Below are 22,600 nucleotides of genomic sequence, written 5' to 3'. Positions count from 1 at the left end.
TACCCTCATACTTAAGACATGTCATTCTAACAGTTAAATTCATTTTAAAAAGCCTACTGCTTAACAATATTTTAAGGATTCGTCAAAAAAATGACCCTGCCAGAATCCAGTTGGTAGCCAATGCTATCGCCATTTTGCGAGCGATAATGGCAGCTATTATCCCGTGGAAGATACGCGCCGATTAGAGTGCTTTTTTTTAATTCTGTTCCCATTAACTGTTGCCATAACGCTTGGCAACCTTGGTTATTCCGTTGCTGAGGTTGTGGCCAACCAAGGGTATTCATCTTAACCACGCTAGGCTTAAGCTGCTGATTTTGATTATCAAATATTTCCCAGTCTAAATTCATCTGTGACGGTTTACCAAGGGATAACCATTGGGAGCGCACCATAGCCACTATATTTAAAAAACGCGTATGCTCTAATTCAAGCCCTCTAGCGGCCAACTGCGGCATCGTTGAAAAATATTTGATACCGATAATAGCCATCATAGTTAACACCACAATTAACGCGATCATCCGACCATAGAGGTTCAATAGATTGCTTTCAGCCTTCTGCTGACTTCGCATCTAGTCGCATCCTTTGCAATAAGCAGGTGTGCAGCGCATGCTGTTAATTCCCACCCTTAACCACATTGAGCATATCCCACATAGGGAGATAGATACCGAGCGCAAGCACTAATACGATAACGGCGACTATGCCAATAAGAATAGGCTCTAATTTTGCCGTGAGATTTTTAAGATCGTAATCCACTTCACCCTCATAAAAATCGGCAGCATCATTCAATAACTGATCGATTTGCCCGGTTTCTTCACCTACCGCCACCATTTGTAGCACTAAGGGCGTAAATAACTGGCTCTGATTCGAAACCCTAAGCACTGAGTCACCGGATTCAATCCCTCGGCGCATGCCCACAATCCTATCGTGCATATAGGCATTATCCACCGCATCAGCCACCAGACTTAATGCTTGAGTCATAGGGACTCCCGCGCTGAGCATCATCGAAAAACTGCGGCAATAACGTGAAAGGGTTGAACGCTCAATAATAGAGCCAACGGCCGGAATATGCAGCTTCCACTTATCCCACTGCTTTTCACCTTTTTCCGTATGATGCCAATAACGTATCCCAACTATGGCTCCGATAAGCGCCACTAGCATTAAGGGCCAATAATTAACAAAAAGGTTTGATGTACCAATTAACACTTTGGTCGCCCAAGGTAAATCGGCCCCAAAGCGACTAAACATTTCAGCAAATTTGGGGATCACCATAATATTCAAGATCACCATGGCAATGGTGATGGCGATTAATACAAATATGGGGTAACGCATGGCGGCTTTAATTCGACGTCTCGTCTCTTGCTCGCGCTCGATATAGCCTGAAAGCTGGATAAATGCATCCTCTAACTTACCGGTGTTTTCACCCACATGCACCATAGAAACAAACAAAGAATCAAACACCTCAGGGTGTTGATTCATCGCAGAGGACAAGGGGCGCCCAGCGGTAAGTTGCTCAGAAATATCATTGAGGGCATCTTTCATCCGCTGAGAATGGGCAGTTTCAGATAATCCTGCAATCGCCCGCAAAATCGGAATGCCAGAACGAGTCAAAGAGTACATTTGGCGAGTGAAAATTTGTAACTCGTCTAAACCGACTTTACCGCCAAATAACTGAGTCACAGAAAAGGATTTAACGACTTTAGCCACTTTCACTTCAAGGGGAATAATCCCGCGGGCTAAGAGCATATCCGCCGCCGCACTTTCCGAGGCAGCATCGAGCTGTCCCGTAACGGCTTGGCCTTGACCACTGCGACCACGGTATTGATAAACTGGCATAATTACGCCTCAACGCCTTGTTGGCTTATCAGATCCTTAGATAAAGGGATCTGCGACTCACTCACATCTTCCACCAGCTTCGCCACCTCTTCAATGGTCGTCATGCCTTCAATTAAATATTGCAAGGCTGACTCGGCCAGTGGCGTAAAATTGGGGCTTTGTAATGCTGCGCGGGCAAAATCCTGTGGATTACCCGTACGCATGGCATCGATCATCTTCTCGTCCAATTCGAGGATTTCAAAGATACCGATCCGACCACGGTAACCACTGCCATTACAACTCTGGCAACCCGTGCCAATTCTAAAATTCGCCGTTGAAAAATCTTTACGGCTTACACTGCTCAACCAGGCTTTTTCCTGTGGTGTAGGTTGATAGTCAACCCCGCAATTATGGCAAACGCGGCGCACTAAACGCTGGGCAATAATGACCCTGAGCGCACTTGCTACCAGATAGCTCGCCGCCCCCATATCGAGTAAACGCAGCGCACTGGTGACCGCATCATTGGTATGTAGCGTCGATAACACAAAGTGACCAGTTAAGGCACCGCGTAGTCCAATTTCTACCGTTTCTTGATCGCGCATCTCACCGACCATGATGATATCGGGGTCTTGACGTAATGTGGTACGCAGTACGTTTGAAAAATCGAGCCCAATCTTGTGGTTCACTTGTACTTGGTTTATCCGCGGCAATTGATACTCGACAGGGTCTTCCACCGTAATAATTTTACGGTCGGCGGTATTAAGCTCACTTAAAATGCCGTACAGCGTGGTGGTTTTACCGCTACCCGTGGGGCCTGTTACCAATAACATGCCATGGGGACGTTTAATCTGTTTACGAATTCGCGCCAAAATATGCGGCGGCATCCCGGTTTCATTAAGTGTAAGCAAACCTGCGGATTGGTCGAGCAAACGCATTACCACAGATTCGCCGTGGTAAATCGGCATGGTCGACATACGCACATCAATATGATGGCCTTTGATTTCGATATGGAAACGCCCATCCTGTGGCAGACGTTTTTCCGAAATATCAAGGCCTGCCATTAACTTCAGCCGCAGCACTAAGGCGGCTGCAATATTTACTTCATTCAGAATCGTTTCATGCAGTTGACCATCGATACGCTGACGAATACGCAGTGCTTTATCACCGGGTTCGATATGAATATCCGAGGCGCGCATTTGTACCGCGTCTTCGAAAATCGATTGCAGTAACTTAACCACGGTCGTTTCATTATCGCTATCACCCGAGGTTAAACTCGCCAAATCAAACATTTTATCAGCGGCGTATTCTTCTTCGAGCTTGCCGGCAATTTGTGCGATTTGATCGGTACGACGATAAAGGTTATCAAAGGCCTCTAGCAGTTGTTGCTCTGGCGCAACCGCTAAGGTTAAGCGTTTAGGGGCAACGAGAACCTCTAAGTGATCGAGCGCCTGTAAATCCGCGGGATCGCTCATGGCAACCAGTACACTGTCTCCCCTATCTTCAACTGCAAGTGCCCGAAAACGCCGCGCTTGTACTTCAGGGATAAGCTGTACTACTTCTGCTGAAATGGGGCGCTTACTGATATCGAGTAAGGGCAAATTCAATTGTTGGGAGAGAAATTGCAGCAATTGATGTTCGCTAATGGAGCGTAAATCAATCAAGGTACGGCCAAGTTTATGGCCTGTTTTACGCTGCTCAGTTAACGCTTGCTGTAACTGTTCTTCGGTAATAATCGATTCTTGCACTAACAGATCGCCCAAACGCATCTTTAATCTGGGTTTCATTGGCTATCTCCTAGTTGGCTTAATCGTTGTTCAATAAAAGCAGTTGCCTGCGCCGAGAGCCCTGAATGGCTTAATGCGGTGCGATAGGCTTGACTCGCCTTGGCAAATTGCTGCTGAGAATCTAAAGCATACCCTAAGCCCATCCACCATTTTCCTTGCTGCGGCTCCTGTTGCAATAGCTGCCGATAAGCCTGTTCAGCTAAAGTAAATTGCCCTTGTTTTTGGGCTAAATCGGTTTGCGCTAACCATTTTTGCCGTGCTAAAACATGGCTGTCGGGGATTTGCGCTAGGCTAGCTAATGCTAAATCTACTTCGCCAAGCTCCTGCTGAACTCGTGCTAATAACAGGTAAAACTCAAATTCTTGAGGGTATAACAGTACGGCTTGCTGCAACACTTGTTCGGCGTTATTGAGCCGTCCTTGGCCATAGTGCAATGCCGCAAGTTGCTGACGCACATTATGTAAGCTTGGGTCAAAACCGAGGGCCTTTTCATAATATTCGAGTGCCTTATCGAGTTTTCCCTGTTTTTCGGCATCAGTTGCAAGAGTAAGCTGCTTTTGCGCGAGCTGGCTTGGCGTAAGCTTAACTTCTGTCACCGCCATTTTACCCGCGGGTTTAACAGGCTCAATTGTGGGGGTATCTACGGATGGCTTAACGAACTCACGTTCGGGCGCACTGGCCTGAATCGCTTCAACAATTTCATCCTCTTCTGTGACTATTGTCTGTGGTTCAGATTGGGCATTAGCGGTCACAGTGGCTTCTATTTGGGCATTCTGCTTGGCGACTGGATGCGATCCCTCATCGAGGGGCATTTCTGTATTAACCAAACCATTAGATGCTTTGACCACTGTCTTTTTGCTAAGGGCTAAAGGCTCGGTGACATTCACAACCTCTGAAGTGATTGTCTCTGCTTCAGCGTTTATTTCTGGCACTGTTGGTATTATCGCCACTTCAGTCTCACTCGCGGCGGCGAACTTAGGTGCTGGCTCGACAGGCATTTGACTGATTAATTGATAGCCATAAACACCAACACCGCCAATAAGCAATGACATTAGGCTGATTGAAACCCAGATGTTAACGCTATGCTTGCGACCTAAATATTGCACTTGATGCTGGGCAATATTTGAAAGTTGATGTCCCTGTTGGCGCTGATCAAGATCTTTTAGCATTTTGTTGATAACACTCATGCTCTATTCCCCCAAATCTGCAGGAAATCGATACCTGATGCTGCTATCGCAAAAATGAAGACCGTTAATAGCGCTAGAACGAGCGCCATGCTTCGAGACCAGAACGAATTTTTACTGGCATCTTCAGTATCTAAAATAGCATCACGCACATGGGATGCCTTCACCCGTGTAACGCCTTCACCAAAACTTAGCAATAGCGCCTTGTGGGCGAGAATATTAATCAATCTGGGGATCCCTCGGGAGGCATTGGCAATCTTACGCGTTAGTTTAGGTGTAAATAAGGCTTCACCTTGGCGACCCGCAATGGCTAATCGATAGCGAATATAGGCATCGGTTTCATCCCATGTGAGCGGGCGTAAATTGTAGCTAAAAGTAATGCGCTGCCTTAACTGTCTAAATTCTTGACGTTTTAATCTTTCATCAAGCTCTGGCTGCCCAAATAACACGACTTGGAGTAATTTGCGACTCTCGGTCTCAAGGTTGGTGAATAAACGCAGCGCTTCTAAGCTATCGTCCGGTAATGCCTGCGCCTCGTCTAACACTAACACTATCGCCTGCCCATGACTGCTTAACTCGAGCAGTTGCTGCTGAATCAAGCCTGTAAGCTGCTGCTGATCGATATCTTTCCCGTAATGAAGCCCCAATTCATTTGCTACCGCCCAACGTAATTCCGCTGGTGTTAAATAGGGATTAGGCAAATAAGCACAATGAAATCCACTCGGTAGGTCATTAATTAACTTACGGCAAAGTAATGTTTTACCTGTACCGACCTCACCTGTCACCTTGATAAACCCCTCACCTGTTTGCAAGGCCGTTTGGAGCACTTGCAAGGCTTCCACATGTGGCGATAACCCGAAAAAAAATCCGGTATTCGGGGTGAGTGAAAATGGGGTTTGGCTTAGGCCAAAATGCTTCAAATACATAGAAGCTTACTTAGTCTCCGGATACCAGCGATCTAATAAGGTTTTTGAACGCTCTAACTCATTCTTCCATGTATCACCGCCAACAACGGTGGGTTTTAACAGAATAATCAGCTCGGTTTTCTTCTTTTGCTTACTACGGTTTTTAAACAGCTCGCCTAATAATGGAATATCACCCAATAACGGCACCTGTGAGACAACTTCTACGTTCTCGCTTTTCATCAATCCACCGATCACCACCACATCACCAGACGCGGCGCGGATCACTGTATCTGATTCTCGGATCTCACTCTGTGCTAAGGGTAATTCCAGCGATTCATTACTCACTTTGATATTTTTTGTCTGCTCTTTCACATCAATAACCGATGGATGAACATGCAATAACACATTGCCATCTTTATCGATTTGCGGTGTGACGTCCAAGGCAATGCCCGAGAAGAACGGTGTCAACTCTACCTGAGGTGTCGTCACTGGCGTAGTTCCCGCTACAGTGGTTGAAGATACATCAGTGACAAAATACTCATCAGTGCCGACCTTAATCACCGCTTTTTGATTGTTCGATGCGGTCACTCTTGGGCTAGACAACACATCCACATCACCCTGAGTATCTAATAGATTGATCATAGTTGTGAAATCAGAGCCTTTAATGCTAAGTGATGTTACACCGCCCAGAGTGGATGTGACTTTATTGCCCACAGTTCCCGCTGTTGTACCAAAATTAATATTGGTATTTCCCACATGACCTAACACGTTTTCCCATTGGATCCCTTGCTGAAAATCATCCGATAGTGTGACTTCTAGGATTTTTGCCTCAAGGATAACTTGGCGTTGCAAATGGGTTTCCGCCGAATTTAAAAAACTGCGTACTTGGCGTAATTCGCTAGGGAAAGCTCGAATAGTGACTAACCCTGCCTGTGGTGTAACAACCACCTGACGCCCATTGCCCGTATCACCAATAATGGCCGTTAGGGTTTCTTTTAAATCACCCCAAAAATCTGTTTTAGTGCGCGAACGGATAAAAGTGCCGTTTGAACTATCACTATTATTGTTTGAATTACTACCGTTGTTCGAATTGTTATTGCCGCTATTATTGTTGGAATTACCGTTATTCGAATTGTTATTGTTATTAGTATTACTGTTGGAATTATTATCGGAAATCCGACCCGAGCTAACAGAGGTCAATGACAGACCATCACGTTCCATATAGAGGTAGTTTAAGGGGAACGTTTCTGTACGCATGCCCGCAGGGAATACCCGTAAAACTCGCCCTTCTCGACTGACTTCATAGCCATAAATATCTTCAACAACTTGAATAGCTTCACTTAAGGTAACGCCCTTTAGTGATAGAGAAATCGTGCCCTCCACCTCGGGATGTACGGCAACGCTCAGTGGTGTACCTTGCACTAAGCTAGGAAAAAACACTCTCGCATCCACATCATTTGCCGAAACATCAAAGCGTCGCTCGGTTTCTAATGCCGGAGCGAGTCCTGCCAATAAAGCACCCGAATTTAGTTCACGTTGCACTGCATCTGGCATAGTTGCTGGAGGTGGCGTCGTCGCACGATTCGCCGTTTGCATTGATGCAGCCAATGCAGCCTTAGAGGCTTCAGGTTGTGGCCTATCTGTGGATTGGCACGCCACAAGACAAAGTGAGAGCAGAGGCGTGAAGTATTTGATCGCTGTCATGTAATTTGTATTCCCTATCTCTCGGTTATTGCTTGAAACAGTGCCAATTTACGCCCATCAGAAAGTGACACAGACGAAGGGGTGATCCTAACGATTTTGACCCCTTGAATGCTGTCGCCGACAGACAATATTTTATTATTAATCACAGCATAGGCTGTGCTTCCTGAGCTAACGATGCTATTTAGGATCAGTGTTTGTTCCTGAGACTGAGTGACTTGCCCTGCACCAGAGTAACCTTTTCCGGGTAAGGTTGGATCGCGCAGCGCTTCGGCCGATACGCTCGAAGCTACACATAATAATGTCATGAAAAGATAAGGCTTATTTAGCAACACTGATAAAGTCCTTATTAAGGCTCAAAGTATAAACTTCGATATCAATCATCCCTTTAGGATATTCGGCCACCTTATAATCAAGGCGCTTCCAATAGAGTTTGTCAGGCATGGCTTCTACCGCCTCGACAAAGCGCATGACCGAAAAATAATCTCCCTCAAGACTCATACGAATGCCATGGCTGTAAAGGTTGAGTTTTTTCTCATCGCCCACCGCCAGCAAAGGTACTGGGGCAATAGAAGTAAACTTAATGAGCTTTATCCCCTGCACTTGCCCAAGCAAATTACCCAGTAACTCCGGCATGTAATCTGCTGGCACCATGTCGACCATCTGTTCATTAAGCTGCATATCAATCTCTTGATTTTGCTGCTGTAATAACACCAATCTTTGTTGGTAATCCTGATTAGGATCCATGGTTAAACGCTGCTGATATAACTCAATCTGCTGAACCGAAATCTGATTTTCCTGCTCCAGAGCCTTAAGTTGCTGTGATATCGACGTCTGTTTTTTCCAAAGCGATTCTAATGGCATAAACCCGATAATGCTGACAAGTGCTAATAGGGCGATACCGATCAAGACTCGTTCGCGGCGGCTTAAAACCTCAAACTGTTGGCCGACATGATTAAACATCGTCTTCATCGCTTCGGCTCCACTAAGATCTCACTGGTTAATGTGAAAGCCAAAGGCTTATCCTCACCACGATCCATCGTCATAGAAGAAAATGCCTGCCCCTTTAATGTATTTGTTGTTTTTAGCTTACCCACCCATAACGGGATACTTTTAGGATGGTCTGCAAAACCTTCAAACATCACGTTTTGCTCATTAATCATAATCCGGCTCAGCCACACACTCGCATCGGAAACCTGTGCTAAATCCTTAAGCACTGGTGCAAAGCCTCGACTCGTTAAAGCGGAACGAAGGGCTAATTCACTAATTAACAACTGTTTAAGTTCGAGTTGCTGCGACTCTAACTCGACCCGTGCCACCAATACAGGATCCGGTTTACGTGCCGCGATTTGCGCTTCAAGTGCTGCTTTTTGCTGTTCGAGTTGCTGCTTTTGCTGGGAAGCCTGTTGTAATGCTTGCTCTGACTGACTCACCTGCCAATAGCCGTATACCCCGGCTAACATGCACAGCAGGGCCAATCCAGCCACATAGGCCATCAGTTTTGCAAAGGTTAACTGCTGCTTAGGAGGTAATAATGTTGCAGAATAAAGGTTTACTCTCGATTTAATCACTCTGCACCTCGAGACAATTCATAAAAAGCCAGTCCCGCCATGCACGCACCCACAGCATTTTTCTCGATAACATTGACTGCTTGATTGAAATTGGTTGAAACCAATTTGGCTAAGGCGTCGGCCGCGCCATCAATGAGTAACTCAATAGATGCCACAGGAGCCTGCCTAAGCTGGCTCTCAAAATAATCCATAGAACGTTGAATTTCTAAACTTAAGTTATCAGCAAGACCATAGTTAAGCTCATCTACTTCCGCTTTATCTAACTGCATAAAACCACGCACACGTCGCTGCATATAAAGTTGGCCTTGCTTGACTACGGTAAGCAAGAGATCGTGCCCAGAATAATGGCTCACAACGAGACGAGCTTGGTTATCATCGACAAACAAATTCGTCATGGCGAGCTCTTCAATACTGATGCCTGCAATGGAAAGCCCATGCGCATGTATAGCTTGCACCATATTGATTAATTTATCTTTTTCAACTACCACCACATTGATTTTACCGCTAGGTAATGGCGACTCAAAATAATCCAAATGGATCTGTGGCACAGGCAGGGTCACCATATCTTTAACTGACCAGAGCAAGGCTTGGGGTAGTTCCTCGGGAACCACATTGGGTTTATCGGCCACGAGTAGCTGATAAGGGCCACTTGCTAATAGTAGTTGTAATCGAGCATGGGGGAAAACGCGGGCGAGCTCAGCAAAAGCCATTAGCCATTGCTCATGTTGCAATTCGAATGTGACCCACTGCTCTGCATAGCGCTCTGTTGCAGGGGCATAGACCCATAGCTTATCGGCACAAACATAGACGCCAAGATCTGTCGTAATCGCTTTATTTTGCCAGAAGGCTAATCGACCAATACGTCTTTTATCCATAAAATGCTTATAACCTAATGAATTTAAAAGCTAGAGCAATGATTTTGCAAAAATTATTACGCCAACAACAATACAGTGTAAGGTGAAATAGAAAACGTGAAACCTGTCATATTCACCGTCATAATTTTGGCACCGGCTAGTCTAGCCGCTAATCAGTGAATTTTATAGGAAAATACGTCCGTTATGCGCCCAATCTTCCATAATGATCACAGGAGCAAATATTTATTACGCCTCCACAGGATCACTGAAAAACATACCTTGTCCCATGCCTACACCAAGAATTTGTAGTGTTTGCCATTCTTCAAACACCTCCACCCCTTCGGCGCAGACTTGCACTTCGGTACGATATAAACCACCGATCAAACTTCGAATAAATAGCTGATTTTCAGGGCGTAAGTGAATATGCCGAACAATAGAGCGATGGAGTTTAATCATGTCAAAATGACATTCGCGAATATAATAAGTGCCGACCACTTGCTGACCTACGTGATCAACACAGAGCCTTGCCCCCATTTTGCGGATCATATCCAACTTAGGCTGTAACTTGGCTTGATGCTGAATAACGATATCCTCAGAGACCTCAAATATCAGCCTTGGAGTTAAATGGCGATATTCCAACAAAGTCGTTTTTAACCACTGGCTAAAGGCACGGCTCGTTAGGGAGTCGAGGCTTAAGTTCACACTATAAATCTGTTTACTATGTCGCTCATCGGCAAGCAACGCTAAAACCCGCTCAATCATTTGCCGCTCGATTTGCGGCATTAATCCACACTTATTGGCCATAGGAATAAAAAGCGTTGCACGAATTAACGCGCCTTGATTATCCCTTGCACGGGTGAAAATTTCCTTATGGTGTTCATTCGCATCTGAATCAATCACGGGTTGGCTAAAAGGAAAAAAGCGCCGCTGAACTAAGGTATTCTCTAAAAAACTGCGCCAACGCACAGAGCCCTTTGCAAACTCCTCATCAATTGCCCCTTTATCGTACATAAACCAATTACTGTTACCCTGTAATTGAGCGGCACGTAAGGCCATATCAGCCTCATCGATCAACTGCGTTGCGTTGTCGCCTGCGGTAAAATAAGCACATCCTAAGTGGAAAAAATTGTCTCGATTATCCACATCCGTTAACGGCTGGCTTAAACACACTTTTAACAGTTTACTGGCAAGTTGATCGGCTTCAATCAAAGAGACTTGGGGTACAACAATGGCAAATTGATTATGGGAACGACGGGCAAAAATACTGTTTGGTAGCGTTTGCAGGATCTGATTAATCCCATTGACTGTTGAATTTAACAGCTCTTTGGCTACAGACTCACCTTTCGCTTGCTGTAATAAATCGAGATCATCCATCTCTAATAAGTAAATAACCCCATGGGCAACCATACCTTGATTGTGACTTAAAGCATCGAGACGATTATTTAAGAAAAGTCGATTACCAATACGAGTCTCAGCATCTAAAAAGGTATTTGAGCGGATAAATTTATCAAAACGTCCACGCTCTTTTTGCGCATCCTGCAACTCTTCAAGTAATTTTGTCAGTGCACGATTAATTAACCGAGGTTTACCTTTACCAGGGCTCGCCAGTGCTTGCTCATGCTTTCCTTGTAAGATTAAACGGCTCCGTAATGCTAATTCTTCAATCCCATCGAGCTGCTGTGAAAACCATAAATAACCAAAACGCACTAAAACAACAATGGCAAAAATCCCTACCGCGAGGATTAAAAACTCGTACCAACCAACATGATATTGTTCAAAAGGCTGCGGCAAAATGAGTGACATTCGCAGATCGGAATTGGGATCGAGAAGATGGTTATATACCATGGCATTTTGTGTTAACACATTACCTTGATAAGCGAATAGTACTTCCGTTTTCAAGGTCAACTTAAACTCAACGGTATTGTACGCTAACAACAGTGGTGGCAACCAAGAGTCCAATTCCCAACCAGATTGGGCGTGATAATGGTTAACCAACATAGATTCAAGTTCAGTCACTTTTTGCTGCTGAAATTTATAGGTCAGTTGCACAAAACTCATCATGGCACAGAGTAAAAATACAAAAGCAATGGCAGCTAAAGACATCAACCAAAAACTGGTCAATTTTGTAGTTAACATTCGAGTGAATTTCATCGATCCGCTATCCTGCAGAATTATTATAATTATCGGTGCGTATTTAACATTAGCTCAACAAATGCTGCCCCCTGATTATTCAGTAGCATAAGCCAAAAGGCAACTAAGGATAGGCGTATTTACCTACAGCTAAAAACTAAAAAAGAGGCCAATGAGCCTCTTTTTAGATGATATACCACTTTTTACTTAATCAGCATACTTGGGAAGCGTAGTGATTGCAGCCACTCCCGACTCAATTGCGGCCTGTGCAACGGCACGTGCCACCTGAGGCAATAAACGTGGATCCATAGGTTTTGGTAATACATACTCAGGGCCAAAACTTAATGAACTCACCTTAGGATAGGCCTTAAGTACACTCTCAGGCACGGGTTCTTTGGCTAACTCAGCGATAGCATGTACGGCGGCGATTTTCATTTCATCATTGATGCAAGACGCTCGCACATCTAAAGCACCACGGAAAATAAATGGAAAACACAGTACGTTATTCACCTGATTTGGATAATCGCTGCGACCTGTGCCCATAATCAAATCATTGCGAATGGCATGGGCAAGTGCAGGCTTAATTTCAGGATCTGGATTTGAGCAAGCAAAAATAACCGGCTTGTCAGCCATCATGGCAACTTCTTCTGCGCCAATCACATCTGGACCAGATAAGCCCAAAAAGACATCGGCACCTTTAATTACATCTTGTAAAGTGCGTTTATCGGTATCATTGGCAAATAATGCTTTATATTCATTAAGATCGGTACGACCAGAATGGATAACGCCTTTAGTGTCTAACATATAAATATTGGCGCGATTAGCACCACACTTGACTAACATCGTCATACAAGCAATAGCAGCAGCACCCGCACCCATACACACAAAAGTCGCGTCACTTATCAACTTGCCTTGAATTTCCAACGCATTGATCATACCGGCAGCAGTCACAATGGCCGTACCATGCTGATCATCATGGAATACGGGCACTTTACAACGGGCAATTAACTCGCGTTCAATGACAAAGCATTCGGGCGCTTTAATATCTTCGAGGTTAATGCCGCCAAACGTATCTGCAATCGCGGCAACAGTGTTGATAAATTCCTCAGGAGTATTGTGAGTAATTTCAATATCTGTCGAGTCGATATTGGCAAAATGCTTGAATAGTAAAGCTTTACCTTCCATTACAGGCTTTGATGCTAGCGGACCTAAGTTGCCAAGACCAAGAATTGCCGTGCCATTGGTGATCACCGCAACTGTGTTGCCTTTATTGGTGTAACGATATGCATTGTCAGGATTAGCGGCAATTTCACGTACAGGCTCTGCGACACCAGGGCTATATGCTAGGGCGAGATCGTGGCTCGTTTCGGCGGGTTTAGTAAGACAAACGGCAGTTTTACCTGGAACGGGAAATTCATGATAATCGAGTGCTTGTTGACGAATATCTGACATTTTAACATCCTGAAATGCGACATTTATAATAGTATGGGTAAGGCCTAGTCAGCGCAGATGAGTTCATTTTTGAGACATCTGTCGACTTTGTAGGTGAGGGGTAAGATACGCCAATCACAGTAATTTTTAAATAAGAGATTGAGAAATTTCGCCTTTGCGCATCAATCTGACATCTAAGCCCAGTTTTATAAACTTATCTGTACGGATAAGACCTGATTACCTATTTACTTTTTGTAGGAAACAAACTTAAATTTTACTGAAATAATGCGGCTCACAACCATAACTCACAATAAATTTTGGCTAAATTACAATAAAGATAGTGAACTCCACTTATCTTATCGTTAATTGCAATGAATAAGTCGTTTTACCGTGTTAAAGCGTCAGCTTCCACAGTATTGATGATTTTTTAATTGAAGTCATACCAGCGGCTATTACTGTGAAGAGTCATAAATATCAAAAATTGAAAAGCAAAAAGGCGCCGAGGCGCCCTTTCTAGAAACATTGCCGTCGCAATTATTTCTTAGCAAGCACAGCAAAGCGCTTGTTGAATTTGTCGATACGACCGCCTGTATCAACAACTTTTTGTGTACCTGTGTAGAATGGGTGACATGCACCACAAACGTCTAAGTGCAGGTCTTTACCAGCAGTAGAGTTTACTTTGATTACGTTGCCACAAGTACAGTTTGCAGTAATAACTGCGTATTCTGGGTGGATACCTTGTTTCATTGGGGTTACCTCAAAATGTAAGGCCATGTCGCTCTTCCAACCCTTAGTCGGACACCACATGCAGTTAATAACGATATGTTAGGGCGCAGAATGGTACAGTATCGTCACTGCGGATACAAGTAGATTATCTGAGCATTTCACAGATAACTCAGCATGATAATACCGTTGAGTCTCGCTCTTATTTAACCGCTTGCTTTGCCTCAAAGATGGCCTTGGCCTCTTTCGCATCTGGATACTGTGCCAACAGATCTGTTGATGGGCAGTAAAGGGCGGCATCGCCTCTTAACGCGCTGATTTTATTTTTAGCAAACGCCTTGGGATTGGCATCATATATAGCAAGCATGGCGCCATAAACACTTACATTCCATTCGTTCGCATAACGATTTGCAACCCGCCAGAGGGTTTCGCTTGAGTCATAATTGAGCAAACATTCCTTAGTTGGCATCATCTTGGGTGCGTTACCAGTCTCTTGATCAGGCTCATCTTTAGAAAATATAAAACCCGTTGTAACGATAGATTCAGAACCCATACTTTTCGTTATAGGGGTTAAATTACTTGATGACACCGCTGGTAAGGACTTAGCTTCTGTTGCCACAATATCCACTTTGTTTAGCCCCACTTCGGAACTAAGCTCTGCAGATTTAACACCTTGAGATATTCTTGTTGAATCCACTGAAGTGGTGTGACTCGCAACGGCAGAAGGCTCCACAAAAAGTGGGATCTTTTTTACCTCATACCAACGATCAACACGATATTCCCTCACTACTAACTGCGCCTTGGGATCTTTGACGTCTTCAACCCCAGTGAGTAACACTAGAAAGCGATTGAGCTCCTGCGCCATCAACTTCTCTTCACCACTTGATTGGCGCAGCACAAATTCAAGCCGTGTAATATCCTGATTATCAGTAATCACATTGAGGCGCATCTTAGGATAAGTCCCCAACTCAAACATCATGTTATTGATGCTCACATGGGATACTTGAGCCATCGAAGATGCACTGCAAACTAAGATGAATAGACCTAATGATTTCACGATATTAGCCATCAATTTACTCTCCACTATCCTTAGATAAACCATCATTAGGACTAGCCCTTGCTAGCCGTGCTGAGTACACTAAACCCCATTCTCATTAAGACTTGCCTAGCATATGTCACTGTTTGTCGAAGTTGCGTTACCTGTACCTATGCGGCAAAACTTTAGTTACCGCGTTCCCGAAACCTACCCGCAAACACCACAAATTGGGGTTCGCGTTAAAGTGCCTTTCGGTCGCCAGCAACTTATAGGGTTAGTCACCGCGGTGACTGACACTTGCAGCCTAGAGCCAAAGCAAATAAAAGCTGTCATTGATTTTATTGATGACACGCCACTATTGCCCGAATCCCTTTATAAATTAACTTTATGGGCAGCAAGATATTACTTTTGCAGCCAAGGGCAAATGCTAACTCAAGCCCTTCCTGTCGCATTACGTAAGGGACTCGATGCCGCACCACAAAAAATCCAATATTGGCAATTAACTGAACTAGGGCAAAATATTGCTCCCGAGATCGTTAAACGCGCTCCCGCGCAGAAAAAACTGCTCGAGTTACTCAAAAAGACTAGCCTAACTCAAGAAGAAGTGATCACTTTCGCGATAAGTAAAACCGCCTTAAAAGCCTTGGAAGATAAAGGTTGGGTTGCTCGTCACGAAAAAATAGCCGAACTTAACCTTGATTGGCGTACCCAATTAGTTCTGGATGAAACACCGCATAGACTCAATAAAGAACAAGCTATTGCCGTGACTATTTTAAATCAGCAACAAGGTTATCATTGCACCTTATTAGAAGGTATTACCGGTTCGGGTAAAACCGAAGTCTATTTGGCCGTACTCGAAGAAATTCTAAAACAAGGAAAGCAGGCACTGATCTTAGTGCCAGAGATTGGCCTAACGCCACAAACCATCAACCGATTTAAACGTCGTTTTAAGGTCAATGTCGCGGTTTTACATTCAGGGTTAACCGATAACCAACGCCTCGAAGCATGGCGTCAAGCTCGCTGTGGACAGGCGGCGATCATTATTGGCACACGTTCAGCGTTGTTCACACCTATGGCCTATCCTGGGATTATTATTCTCGATGAAGAACACGACAGCAGTTTCAAGCAGCAAGAAGGTGTGGGCTATCATGCTCGTGATTTAGCGGTTATGCGTGGCCATTTAGAATCTATCCCTGTCATTTTAGGCTCTGCCACACCGTCACTCGAAAGTCTGCAAAATGCCTTGAGTGGTCGCTATGTGCATTTACAACTTGGTGAGCGCGCAGGTGCCGCCAAAAAAGTAAGACAAGGTATTATTGATATTAAAAATCTGCCCCTAAAGGCAGGGATGTCGGCACCACTATTAAATGAAATTAGGCTGCATCTAGATGCAGGAAACCAAGTATTACTGTTTTTAAACCGCCGTGGTTTTGCGCCAGCCCTGCTATGCCACGAGTGTGGGCACTTACATGAGTGCGACCGCTGCGATGCATTTTTTACTGTGCATCAATCCCTTGGTGAAATTTGCTGCCACCATTGTGGTAACCAATATGCCATTCCCAAACAATGTCACAAATGCGGCAGCACTATGCTGATGGGTCAAGGCATAGGCACAGAGCAACTTGCCGAAGCATTACAGCAGGAGTTTCCGAAATATCCTGTGGTGCGCATCGACCGAGATACGACGCGTCTTAAAGGCTCCCTAGAAAGCCATTTAAGTGCGATTCATAAGGGTGAATATAAAATCTTAGTCGGCACTCAAATGTTAGCAAAAGGACACCATTTCCCCGATGTAACCCTTGTTGGGCTATTGGATGTCGATGGGGCCCTATTTAGCGCCGACTTCCGCGCGCCTGAGCGTTTTGGGCAACTCTATACTCAAGTCGCAGGGCGTGCGGGCCGCGCCAGTAAACCCGGCACAGTGCTACTACAAACACACCAGAGTGATAACCCCATCTTGCGGGATTTGCTGCACCGCGGTTATGGCGAGTTTGCCCGTAGCCAGTTAAAAGAACGCCAACAGGCACTACTGCCACCAGCATGGCATATGGTACTCGTACGCGCCGAAGCGCATTCTGCCTTGGATGCCGACAGTTTTCTCAATGCCTTTGCAGCACTTTTACCTCAAGATAAAGAGTTTGAGGTAATAGGCCCAATGCCTGCGCCACTGGATAGAAAAGCAGGTAAGTTCCGCCGCCAGTTAATGTTTCAGGCCAAGAATCGCAATCGCCTGCAGCAAGAGTTTGAACGTATTCATCCGCTTGTGGAGTTACTCCCCGAAGCAAAGCGTTGCCGCTGGAGTTTGGATAGGGATCCACAGGATCTGCTATAAATCGATTATTTGATAAAAAATCATCGGGAAGATAGCAATTGTTAACCACAAGCGGCTAAAATATGCGGTTATTCCCTGTATTCACTCTTAAAGTTAGTGCTAATTAATCCATGAAATCACATATCCAATCATTACTTGAACAAACAATCGAATCCTTTAAACAACAAGGTATTTTGCCTGCTGATTTTGAAGCACGCATTCAAGTAGATCGAACCAAGGATAAGAGTCATGGCGACTTGGCAACCAACTTAGCCATGATGCTGACCAAGGTCGCTGGCAAGAATCCACGTGAATTAGCCCAGTTGATCATAGATACCCTACCCGCTTCGGCATTTGTGGCTAAGGTTGAAATCGCAGGTCCAGGCTTTATCAACTTTTTCATCAACGACAGTGCCCTAGCGGATCAACTGCAAAATGCGGTTAACGATGAACATTTAGGTATTAAGTTACCGACTCCGCAAACTGTAGTGGTTGATTACTCTTCCCCCAACCTCGCCAAAGAAATGCACGTAGGTCACCTACGTTCAACCATCATTGGTGACAGTGTTGTGCGTGCTCTGGAATTTCTGGGCCACAAGGTGATTCGCCAAAACCATGTGGGCGATTGGGGTACACAATTTGGTATGTTGCTGGCATATATGGAAGAGCTGCGCGCCAAAAATGGTGAGCAGGCTCATCTTGAGCTGTCTGATCTTGAAACCTTCTACCGTGCCGCTAAACTGCGTTTCGATGAATCAGCAGAATTTGCCACCCGCGCTCGTCAGTTAGTGGTTGAGTTGCAATCGGGCGACGAGTATTGCAACAAACTGTGGCGCGAATTTAACGATATTTCGTTAAGCCACTGCCATGAAGTCTACGCCCGTTTAGGTGTGAGCCTAACCCGCGCCGATGTGCACGGAGAAAGTGCCTATAACGCCGACCTCGAACAAGTGGTGAAAGATTTAGATGCCCAAGGTTTATTAACAGAAAGCAACGGCGCCAAAGTGGTATTCCAAGAAGCCTTCCGCAATAAAGAAGGTGAGCCACTGCCTGTGATCATCCAAAAAGCCGATGGGGGCTATTTGTATGCCACCTCAGATCTCGCGGCAATGCGCTACCGCTCTAACGTGTTAAAAGCCGATCGCGTACTGTATTTTGTTGACCTACGTCAGGCGCTGCATTTCCAACAAGTTTTTAGCCTCGCCAAGCTAGCTAAATTTGTTCGTGAAGATATGTCATTGGAACACTTAGGTTTTGGCACTATGAACGGCGAAGATGGCCGTCCATTTAAAACCCGTAGCGGCGGCGTTGTGAAGTTAGTTGACCTGTTAGAAGAAGCCAATGTGCGCGCGCTAGAACTCGTTCGCAGCAAAAATCCTGATATGGATGAGGAAACGCTGGCAGAAATCGCCCGTGTTGTAGGAATAAGCGCAGTTAAATACGCCGACTTATCGAAAAACCGCACCAGTGATTACATCTTCAGCTTTGAACAAATGCTCAGCTTCGAAGGCAATACTGCACCTTACCTGTTATACGCTTATACCCGTGTTGCGGGCATATTCAAGCGAGTCACTGGTCTGGATCTCAGCCAAGCTAAAATCGTGCTTGAGCATGAAAAAGAGAAAGATCTCGGTAACAAATTGGCTCAGTTTGGCGAAATCCTTAATCGTGTTGTCGATAAAGGCCAGCCGCACGTATTGTGTGCCTACCTATATGAGTTAGCAGGCGCTTTCTCTAGTTTCTATGAGGCTTGCCCTGTACTTGCCGCCGATAACGATGAGCAAAAAAATAGCCGGTTACTGTTGTCACAGTTGACTGCTCGCACCCTACAAAAGGGACTCAATCTGCTAGGTATCGAAACCCTAGAACGGATGTAAGCTATGAGCCATCGCGACTATGCCAACAGAAGACCGCAATCGGGCGCTAAACCGCGCCCGATCCGCGCAACCCGAGCTCGGCCAGTTCAAAAGTCTGCACCGCGTAAGAAGTACCCTGTCGCACTGATCCTGTTTGTCATCCTTGCCGTGGGGTGTTTTAGCTATTTTCTGTGGAGTATCAAAGATACAGCAAAACAGCAAACGACAACCACAACACCTAAAACAGAGAGTCGTGTTAAGGTTAAAGAAACTTCAACACTAACCCCAAAAGTGAAAGAAGCGCAAGTGCAGGAAGAACGTCAAGCTGTGACTCTTCCGGTAGAAAAACAAGAGGTAACACCTAAAGTCGATCCTAATGCGCTGCCACCAAAACCTAAGGAAGAGTGGACCTATCTTAACGAGTTAGAAAACAAGCATGTTGAGGTTGATATTCCTGACGTTGTTAGCACACGAGCACCGCAACAATATCAATTACAGTGTGCGTCATTCCGTCAGGAGTCCCAAGCCAATCAAATGAAAGCCGTCATCGCTTTTCAAGGGTTGGAGGCGCAGGTAAGGCAAATTGAAGGGACAACTGGCACTTGGTATAAGGTATCCTTAGGACCATATACCACCAAACGTGATGCAGAACGTAAACGCCATGTGTTGCAAAATGCAGGCATTAACGGTTGCCAGATTTTAGCCGTTCCTAAATAACCCAGTCGTAACCACAAATTAGCGGTCAGTTTTTAGAACTCACCGCTATTTTTATCCCTGCACCTTATTGATTAAAATTCACCACACAACCAAGTCTCCGCCCTTAAATATACGTTTTTATCATTTATCCACTAACACCTCTTTTTGTATAACCCTCTATTTATAAATTGAAAATCAGTTTATTAACAAAGGTTAATACACAGTTAATTTGACCTAGATCAAAGTTAGGCGTATCCCTTAATCAACGGCAAAAAGTTATTTCCGTATGAATAACCAACCTAAAGGTGAAGTAATATGAACGCATTGATAGAGATTGAAGCCAATGAATTTAGTCAACTGTTTAAGGATGGTGACACGTTAGGCATTAGAATGTTTATGGAGCATGTAAACATGCCTTTAGATGTCCAAGATAAAATTTACGATGAAATCTCTGCATTACCCCAACTTGAGCAAAACGCAATTGCTCAGCTCATTGAAACTCACTCACACTCTCAAATTTCTGAGCGTTTAGCATACTAAGAATATGAGATCTCGATAGCGGTATTAAGCAAATATTGGCAAGCTAACGACTCATGCAATAGCTCGGCTTAAATCGAACAGCCATAAAACCTACAATTTTAGCTCCCCCCCATGATAATGCTCAAAAATAAGGCCAAATACTGTGTATTTGGCCTTAGGTATAGGCTTATAAATCAACACGGCAGGGATTATTTATCCTTTAAGCCTGCTTCTTTTAATCCTATGCTATTCATCCAGTAATCAAAATCCACCATATTGCCTGGCAATACCACACGAGTATTTTTTTGGCTCAAGCCATCAAGCTGTTTCATATACTGTTCACCGAGTTGCATCCTCAGCGCGTTATGGCCTCCGGGGGCAGAAATCACCGAGGCAAGCCGTTCAATTGACTCTGCCGTTGCGCGAGATAAGGTTAATATCTCCTCAGCCTTACCTTCGGCCTCGTTAATACGGCGCTGCATTTCCCCTTCTGAGCGGTTAACCGTTTCAGCCTTAACCCCTTCAGAGCGGTTAATCTTACTCTGCTTGTCGCCTTCGCTCTTAGCAAGTAATGCTCTACGCTCACGTTCAGCATTCACTTGCATTTCCATTGCATTTTTAACAGTTTCTGGTGGCGTGATATTTTTTATCTCATAGCGGTGTACACGGATACCCCATATAGCGCCAGCTTGATCAAGCACTTCGACGACCTTAGCCGAAATCACATCACGCTCTTCGAACGTACGATCTAAATCTAAGGTGCCAATCACTGAACGAGTTGTTGTTTGCGCTAATTGGATAGCTGCATAACGATAGTCAGTAATGCCATAACTCGCCTTAACAGGATCAGTCACAGAAATATAAATTACACCATCAACTTCGACGTTCACCTCATCGCTAGAGAAGCATTCCTGTGGTGGAACATCAATCGTTTCTTCTTTTAAGTCATGGATATAAGCCACTTTATCCACAAAGGGGATCAAGGTATGAAATCCCGCATCTAGGGTGGAGTGGTACTTACCCAAACGCTCAACAATGTAGGCTGACTTAGTTGGTACTAAACGAATCGATTGGAAAAGTTTAATAACAAAAATGGCAAAAATAAGACCCCAAATGGCCATCACAGCAAGATCAGTATCGAATGGGATATTCATTAACGCGCTCCTTTACTTACTGTATTTTGACCACTCATAGTGTGAGTGACCTGCTCCATGCCCTCGAAGAAACCTTCGAGCTTCGCCATTTCGGCGGGGACTACCGATACTTGTGCATCATTAAGTATCTTGCCAACTTGAGCGATAAACTGCTCTTTTAACAACATATTCATCGCATCAGTACCACCATTAACCGCTAATGCTTGAGAGATCATTGCCATCCCCTCTGATTTCGCCTTAGCAATGATAGCAATCTCCTGTCCTGTACCTTTGGCTTCATTAATCCGTTTCTGTTTTTGCCCTTCAGAAAGGTTAATGGCCTCTTGACGCTCACCTTCGGACATATTGATCATTGCCGCTTTTTCCGCATTGGCTAAGGTGATTTCAGCGCGTTTGCGACGCTCGGCTTCCATTTGCTTTTCTAAGGTATGGATCACATGGCGTGATGGGGTAATATTACGAATTTCATAACGTAATACTTTGATCCCCCAAGGCTCAGAAGCCTTATCAATCTCACGTACTATGGATTCATTCAAACTATCACGCTCAGAAAAAGTTTCACTTAAGGTTAACTTACCAATTTCAGAACGCATCGTTGTCTGAGCGAGGTTTACCGCTGCTTTACGATAGTTTTCAATACCATAACTCGCCAGTTTTCCATCCATTACCTTAAGATAAACAAGACCATCCACCTCAAGCTGAGTATTATCCTTAGAAATACAACTTTGTGGTGGCACATCAAGTACTTGCTCACGGGTATCGTGACGATAGGCGACACGGTCAAAAAACGGGATTAGAAAATGAAAACCCGGCTGCAATACGGTACGAAACTTCCCTAATCGCTCAATAACGTGAACTTCACGCATTGGCACTATTAGCATTAGTTTGTAGAGAATAAATAAAACAAATAAAATAATTAAGGTAAACAGAAACATA

20 protein-coding genes are annotated in these 22,600 nt (G+C 44.6%); 4 read left to right on the top strand and 16 right to left on the bottom strand.

Annotation, left to right across the window (positions count from 1 at the left end; translation table 11 throughout):
• Positions 1-71 precede the first annotated feature (71 nt).
• The 14 genes from MZ182_RS02495 to MZ182_RS02430 all read right to left on the bottom strand — a co-directional run bounded on the left by MZ182_RS02495 (position 72) and on the right by MZ182_RS02430 (position 15,161).
• On the bottom strand, positions 72-566 hold the full coding sequence (locus MZ182_RS02495) for a hypothetical protein (RefSeq protein WP_011918575.1): 495 nt from the start codon (positions 564-566) through the stop codon (positions 72-74).
• A 43-nt stretch (positions 567-609) separates the two neighbouring features.
• Positions 610-1,830, bottom strand: coding sequence for a type II secretion system F family protein (locus tag MZ182_RS02490; RefSeq protein ID WP_011790848.1), 1,221 nt, complete (start codon positions 1,828-1,830; stop codon positions 610-612).
• Positions 1,831-1,832: 2 nt separating this feature from the next.
• Entirely contained in the window at positions 1,833-3,593 is a 1,761-nt protein-coding gene (locus MZ182_RS02485; RefSeq protein ID WP_248068683.1) for a GspE/PulE family protein, read from the bottom strand.
• Entirely contained in the window at positions 3,590-4,780 is a 1,191-nt protein-coding gene (locus MZ182_RS02480; RefSeq protein ID WP_248068667.1) for a tetratricopeptide repeat protein, read from the bottom strand. The genes MZ182_RS02485 and MZ182_RS02480 overlap by 4 nt, the downstream gene beginning before the upstream one ends.
• A complete protein-coding gene (locus MZ182_RS02475) occupies positions 4,777-5,703 on the bottom strand; it encodes an ExeA family protein (protein ID WP_011790851.1) in 927 nt (308 codons plus the stop codon). Before MZ182_RS02475 ends, MZ182_RS02480 begins: the two co-directional genes overlap by 4 nt.
• A gap of 6 nt (positions 5,704-5,709) precedes the next feature.
• Complete coding sequence (mshL, locus tag MZ182_RS02470) at positions 5,710-7,386, bottom strand: pilus (MSHA type) biogenesis protein MshL (RefSeq protein WP_025008515.1); 1,677 nt, start codon at positions 7,384-7,386, stop codon at positions 5,710-5,712.
• Between the two features lie 14 nt (positions 7,387-7,400).
• Positions 7,401-7,718: a hypothetical protein gene (locus tag MZ182_RS02465; RefSeq protein ID WP_011790853.1), complete on the bottom strand. Its 318-nt coding sequence runs from the start codon at positions 7,716-7,718 to the stop codon at positions 7,401-7,403.
• Positions 7,705-8,355: an MSHA biogenesis protein MshJ gene (locus MZ182_RS02460; protein ID WP_248068665.1), complete on the bottom strand. Its 651-nt coding sequence runs from the start codon at positions 8,353-8,355 to the stop codon at positions 7,705-7,707. Before MZ182_RS02460 ends, MZ182_RS02465 begins: the two co-directional genes overlap by 14 nt.
• Positions 8,352-8,954, bottom strand: a complete 603-nt coding sequence (locus tag MZ182_RS02455; protein WP_248068663.1) for a PilN domain-containing protein — start codon at positions 8,952-8,954, stop codon at positions 8,352-8,354. The genes MZ182_RS02460 and MZ182_RS02455 overlap by 4 nt, the downstream gene beginning before the upstream one ends.
• The gene (locus tag MZ182_RS02450) at positions 8,951-9,829 is read right to left on the bottom strand and encodes an MSHA biogenesis protein MshI (protein WP_248068647.1); all 879 of its coding nucleotides are present in this window, start codon (positions 9,827-9,829) and stop codon (positions 8,951-8,953) included. The genes MZ182_RS02455 and MZ182_RS02450 overlap by 4 nt, the downstream gene beginning before the upstream one ends.
• A 225-nt stretch (positions 9,830-10,054) precedes the next feature.
• Positions 10,055-11,959 (bottom strand): RNase E specificity factor CsrD, encoded by a 1,905-nt coding sequence (gene csrD / locus MZ182_RS02445; protein ID WP_025008518.1) that lies wholly within the window; start codon positions 11,957-11,959, stop codon positions 10,055-10,057.
• A 186-nt stretch (positions 11,960-12,145) separates the two neighbouring features.
• Positions 12,146-13,390, bottom strand: coding sequence for a malic enzyme-like NAD(P)-binding protein (locus tag MZ182_RS02440; protein ID WP_011790858.1), 1,245 nt, complete (start codon positions 13,388-13,390; stop codon positions 12,146-12,148).
• 513 nt (positions 13,391-13,903) lie between these two features.
• Positions 13,904-14,116 carry a 50S ribosomal protein L31 gene (gene rpmE / locus MZ182_RS02435; RefSeq protein WP_011790859.1) on the bottom strand — a complete coding sequence of 71 codons (213 nt, stop codon included), beginning with the start codon at positions 14,114-14,116 and terminating at the stop codon, positions 13,904-13,906.
• A 178-nt stretch (positions 14,117-14,294) separates the two neighbouring features.
• Complete coding sequence (locus MZ182_RS02430; RefSeq protein ID WP_248068644.1) at positions 14,295-15,161, bottom strand: FimV/HubP family polar landmark protein; 867 nt, start codon at positions 15,159-15,161, stop codon at positions 14,295-14,297.
• Positions 15,162-15,264: 103 nt separating this feature from the next.
• Between MZ182_RS02430 and priA the strand changes: the two genes are divergently transcribed.
• From priA to MZ182_RS02410, 4 genes are all read left to right on the top strand, one after another.
• On the top strand, positions 15,265-17,460 hold the full coding sequence (gene priA, locus MZ182_RS02425; protein WP_011790861.1) for a primosomal protein N': 2,196 nt from the start codon (positions 15,265-15,267) through the stop codon (positions 17,458-17,460).
• 110 nt (positions 17,461-17,570) lie between these two features.
• Entirely contained in the window at positions 17,571-19,316 is a 1,746-nt protein-coding gene (gene argS / locus MZ182_RS02420; protein WP_011790862.1) for an arginine--tRNA ligase, read from the top strand.
• 3 nt (positions 19,317-19,319) lie between these two features.
• Positions 19,320-20,012: an SPOR domain-containing protein gene (locus tag MZ182_RS02415; RefSeq protein ID WP_014609744.1), complete on the top strand. Its 693-nt coding sequence runs from the start codon at positions 19,320-19,322 to the stop codon at positions 20,010-20,012.
• A gap of 294 nt (positions 20,013-20,306) precedes the next feature.
• A complete protein-coding gene (locus MZ182_RS02410; protein WP_011790864.1) occupies positions 20,307-20,531 on the top strand; it encodes a hypothetical protein in 225 nt (74 codons plus the stop codon).
• 188 nt (positions 20,532-20,719) lie between these two features.
• Here MZ182_RS02410 and MZ182_RS02405 read toward each other — a convergent pair whose 3' ends face one another.
• Positions 20,720-21,664 carry an SPFH domain-containing protein gene (locus MZ182_RS02405; RefSeq protein ID WP_011790865.1) on the bottom strand — a complete coding sequence of 315 codons (945 nt, stop codon included), beginning with the start codon at positions 21,662-21,664 and terminating at the stop codon, positions 20,720-20,722.
• Positions 21,664-22,599 (bottom strand): SPFH domain-containing protein, encoded by a 936-nt coding sequence (locus MZ182_RS02400; RefSeq protein WP_011790866.1) that lies wholly within the window; start codon positions 22,597-22,599, stop codon positions 21,664-21,666. Before MZ182_RS02400 ends, MZ182_RS02405 begins: the two co-directional genes overlap by 1 nt.
• Between the last annotated feature and the right edge of the window lies 1 nt (position 22,600).

The organism is Shewanella sp. JNE2 (assembly GCF_023159115.1).
Classification (GTDB): Bacteria; Pseudomonadota; Gammaproteobacteria; order Enterobacterales; family Shewanellaceae; genus Shewanella; species Shewanella putrefaciens.
The sequence above is the reverse complement of the archived record's forward strand: the minus strand, read 5'-3'. Positions and strand labels throughout refer to the sequence as shown.

Excerpts from the sequence above, each read along its gene's own strand:
- MZ182_RS02495 (WP_011918575.1), bottom strand. The coding sequence starts at position 566 with ATGCGAAGTCAGCAGAAGGCTGAAAGCAATCTATTGAACCTCTATGGT.
- MZ182_RS02490 (WP_011790848.1), bottom strand. The coding sequence starts at position 1,830 with ATGCCAGTTTATCAATACCGTGGTCGCAGTGGTCAAGGCCAAGCCGTT.
- MZ182_RS02485 (WP_248068683.1), bottom strand. The coding sequence starts at position 3,593 with ATGAAACCCAGATTAAAGATGCGTTTGGGCGATCTGTTAGTGCAAGAA.
- MZ182_RS02480 (WP_248068667.1), bottom strand. The coding sequence starts at position 4,780 with ATGAGTGTTATCAACAAAATGCTAAAAGATCTTGATCAGCGCCAACAG.
- MZ182_RS02475 (WP_011790851.1), bottom strand. The coding sequence starts at position 5,703 with ATGTATTTGAAGCATTTTGGCCTAAGCCAAACCCCATTTTCACTCACC.
- mshL (WP_025008515.1), bottom strand. The coding sequence starts at position 7,386 with ATGACAGCGATCAAATACTTCACGCCTCTGCTCTCACTTTGTCTTGTG.
- MZ182_RS02460 (WP_248068665.1), bottom strand. The coding sequence starts at position 8,355 with ATGAAGACGATGTTTAATCATGTCGGCCAACAGTTTGAGGTTTTAAGC.
- MZ182_RS02450 (WP_248068647.1), bottom strand. The coding sequence starts at position 9,829 with ATGGATAAAAGACGTATTGGTCGATTAGCCTTCTGGCAAAATAAAGCG.
- csrD (WP_025008518.1), bottom strand. The coding sequence starts at position 11,959 with ATGAAATTCACTCGAATGTTAACTACAAAATTGACCAGTTTTTGGTTG.
- MZ182_RS02440 (WP_011790858.1), bottom strand. The coding sequence starts at position 13,390 with ATGTCAGATATTCGTCAACAAGCACTCGATTATCATGAATTTCCCGTT.
- rpmE (WP_011790859.1), bottom strand. The coding sequence starts at position 14,116 with ATGAAACAAGGTATCCACCCAGAATACGCAGTTATTACTGCAAACTGT.
- MZ182_RS02430 (WP_248068644.1), bottom strand. The coding sequence starts at position 15,161 with ATGGCTAATATCGTGAAATCATTAGGTCTATTCATCTTAGTTTGCAGT.
- priA (WP_011790861.1), top strand. The coding sequence starts at position 15,265 with ATGTCACTGTTTGTCGAAGTTGCGTTACCTGTACCTATGCGGCAAAAC.
- argS (WP_011790862.1), top strand. The coding sequence starts at position 17,571 with ATGAAATCACATATCCAATCATTACTTGAACAAACAATCGAATCCTTT.
- MZ182_RS02415 (WP_014609744.1), top strand. The coding sequence starts at position 19,320 with ATGAGCCATCGCGACTATGCCAACAGAAGACCGCAATCGGGCGCTAAA.
- MZ182_RS02410 (WP_011790864.1), top strand. The coding sequence starts at position 20,307 with ATGAACGCATTGATAGAGATTGAAGCCAATGAATTTAGTCAACTGTTT.
- MZ182_RS02405 (WP_011790865.1), bottom strand. The coding sequence starts at position 21,664 with ATGAATATCCCATTCGATACTGATCTTGCTGTGATGGCCATTTGGGGT.
- MZ182_RS02400 (WP_011790866.1), bottom strand. The coding sequence starts at position 22,599 with ATGTTTCTGTTTACCTTAATTATTTTATTTGTTTTATTTATTCTCTAC.